This window comes from Nocardioides sp. P5_C9_2 (assembly GCF_054049555.1).
The window spans coordinates 1-3,041 of the sequence record NZ_JBFUMD010000468.1 but is presented as its reverse complement, the minus strand read 5'-3'; the positions used below and the strand labels follow the sequence as shown (position 1 = coordinate 3,041).

At 72.3% G+C, this 3,041-nt stretch carries 2 protein-coding genes; one reads left to right on the top strand and one right to left on the bottom strand.

The genetic code is table 11. The features are described 5' to 3' along the window. Window positions 1-1,474: 1,474 nt before the first annotated feature. Complete coding sequence (locus tag ACXJKL_RS18250) at window positions 1,475-1,990, bottom strand: class I SAM-dependent methyltransferase (protein ID WP_457208420.1); 516 nt, start codon at window positions 1,988-1,990, stop codon at window positions 1,475-1,477. Window positions 1,991-2,068: 78 nt separating this feature from the next. Between ACXJKL_RS18250 and dapB the strand changes: the two genes are divergently transcribed. After that, complete coding sequence (gene dapB, locus ACXJKL_RS18245; RefSeq protein WP_457208419.1) at window positions 2,069-2,824, top strand: 4-hydroxy-tetrahydrodipicolinate reductase; 756 nt, start codon at window positions 2,069-2,071, stop codon at window positions 2,822-2,824. The last annotated feature ends 217 nt before the right edge of the window (window positions 2,825-3,041 follow it).

The following is a 3,041-nucleotide window of genomic DNA, read 5'->3' as shown; positions in this document are numbered from 1 at the left end:
GTACGACGGTGTGCCCGGGCCTGCGGGTGTCGCCGCCCGCCAGTGGTGGGGGTCGTTCCGGGGGTGCCGGGAGACTGGCGGCGTACGTCTGTGTGCCCGGGCATGCGGGTGTCGTCGCCCGCCAGGTGACGGCGCCCCAGCACGCCACGCTGCCCGCGAGCCGTCCACAGGCTGCAGGCAGTGCGGTCCTTTCCACAGCAGCTCGGGTGCCGGTCGCTGCGACGGCGCCGCGAGCCGGACGCTCGGGCCATGGCCGACCCCACCCCGTCCTTGCGCGACGAGCCACCCGATCTCACCCCCGTCGCGGTCCGCGGCTGTCCGCGCCGGGTGGCCTACCAGCCGGTGACCCGCGGCGTCCATCGGCGTCGGCTCGACGGGACAGACGGGCGGGACGAGTGGTTCGCGGACCTCGCCGGATGGCAGCTGCTGCTACCCCGGCACGGGTGCTTCACCGCCCTCACGGCCGCGCGGATCCGTGGGTGGGAGCTCCCTCCTGTGCCAGAGGCCACGCCCGTCTTCGTCGCCATGCAGCTCGACGACCCACGGCCTCTGCGCGCCGGGATCCGCACGAGTCGGCACCCCGACCCGGTTCCGCACGAGGTGGTGGGTGACCTCCGGTGCGCATCGGCGGCCGAAACCCTCCTGGCATGCGCCCGGTGGCTGTCCCCGGTCGACCTGATTGTCCTCATCGACAGTGCGCTTCATGCGGAGGACGTGACCGTGGTCGAGCTCCGAGCGGTCTGCGGGCCCCGGAGGCGGGGACGCACGGCCCTCCTGGCCGCCCTGTCCCGGGTGGACGGCCGGGCTGAGTCCACGTGGGAGACGCTCCTGCGTCTGCTGCACGTCGCAGTGGGCGTCCGGGTCGAACCCCAGCAGGAGGTCCGCGACGAGGACGGGGAGCTCGTCGCCCGGGTCGACCTCCACGTGGTCGGCACCACCTCCGACCACGAGTACGACGGAGGCCACCATCGGGAACCCGACGAGCACCGCGACGACCTGCGGAGGGAGCGACGGCTCACGTCGCTGGGACGAGTTCGCCGGGGGTACACCGCGTCCGACGTCGTCCGGCGGCCGGTCGGCGTGCTTCGCGACGCTGACCTGGCGCTGGGGCGAGCGCACGACCCGGCTCGCATCCGCCCATGGGTCGACATGCTGCGCGAGTCGCTCTACACCCCGCCCGGACGAGCAGCCTTCCTCAAGCGCGTGGGGCTCACGTCCGTCACTGGCGGGCAGTGGCACCTCTGCCGTGAGCGGAGCTGTCGTACGCCGCCAGTTGCACCCCGGCGCCGGCGGGCTGATGTCGTACGCCGCCAGTTGCACCCCGGCGCGGGCAGGCCGATGTCGTACGCCTCCAGTTGCACCCCGGCACCAACAGACTCATGTCGTACGCCGCCAGTCGCCCGCCCCGAGCCGGGCCCGAGCCGCCCCCGCCCCGAGGAGCCAGGCCGCCCTGACGAGCCGCCGAGGGCGAGCGTCAGCGCTTGCCGATGATCCCGATGACGGCGGGCGCCTTCTGCTCGACCACCGAGACGCGGAAGCCGGCGCGGGTCAGCGTGTCGGAGGTCTTCTTGACGATGTTGGGGACCAGCTCGGGACGGTTGGCCTCGTAGAAGAGGTAGACCGCTCCGCCGGGCACGACGCGCTCGTGGAGCAGCGCCACCTCGTCGTCGCAGTTGCGCACCCAGAACAGGTTGACGTTGAAGGAGAAGACCTTCGTCAGCCGCTTCACCGGGACGCGCAGGGTGGCCAGATCGATCTGGCGCACCACCAGCCGGCCCTCGTCAACGGCCTTCTGGTTGCGGCGCTTGGTGCGGTCCACACCGGACTCGGACCGGTCGATCGCGAACAGCTTGCCTGACTCCAGCTTGCTGCAGATCAGCTCGGCTCCGGCGCCCGGACCACACCCGATCTCGAGCACCTGGTCGTGGGGTTGGACGTCCATCAGCTCCACTGCCCAACGGATGCGGGGCGGGATCGTCTGCAACGGCATGGGTGACAGCCTGCCACTAGCGCGTTCACGAGTCAGCCACCGCCACTCTCCGGATGCCTCCGACGCTAGGTTGGACCCGTGAGCGAGCAGCTGTTGGTCGGAGTCCTGGGGGCCCGTGGCAAGGTCGGCGCGGAGGTCTGTACGGCGGTCGAGGAGGCCGTCGGCATGAAGCTCGTGGCGCGGATAGACGCCGGCGACGACATCGGCGCCCTGGTCGAGGCGGGGGCGCGAGCGGTGGTGGACTTCACCCACCCCGACGTGGTGATGGACAACCTGCGGTTCTGCATCGAGCACGGCATCGACGCCRTGGTGGGCACCACCGGTTTCGACGAGGGGCGCCTCGAGCAGCTGCGGGGGTGGCTGGCCGACGCCCCGGACACCGGGGTGCTGATCGCGCCCAACTTCTCCATCGGCGCGATCCTGATGATGCGCTTCGCCGCGCAGGCGGCCCCGTTCTTCGAGTCCGTCGAGGTCGTCGAGCTGCACCACCCGGACAAGGCCGACGCTCCGTCCGGCACGGCGCGGCGTACGGCCGAGCTCATCGCCGCCGCCCGCCGCGAGGCCGGCAGCGCCCCGATGCCCGACGCCACCTCGACCGGCCTGGACGGGGCACGGGGCGCCGACGTCGACGGCGTGCGCGTGCACGGGCTGCGCATCCGTGGGCTGGTCGCCCACCAGGAGGTGATCCTCGGCGGCCTGGGGGAGACGCTCACGATCCGCCACGACTCGCTGCACCGCTCGTCGTTCACGCCGGGGGTGCTGACCGGCCTCCGGGCGATCGGCGACCGGCCGGGACTCACCGTGGGACTGGAGCACGTGCTCGACCTCGAGTGAGTCCTGCGAGTTTGTGCGATGCACAGACCTGACCCAGCGTCGCCCTTCCGGGGAGGGGTCGAGCCCATGAGACTTCACGGGATTCGTCACCCCCTCGGGAAGGACCACACGTGAAGATCACGATGACCACCCTGGCCGCGCTGGCGCTGGGCGCCGCGACCCTGCCGGCCGCGCTCGCTCCGGCCCAGGCCGCCGACCCCGCCACGCCGGTCGCGGC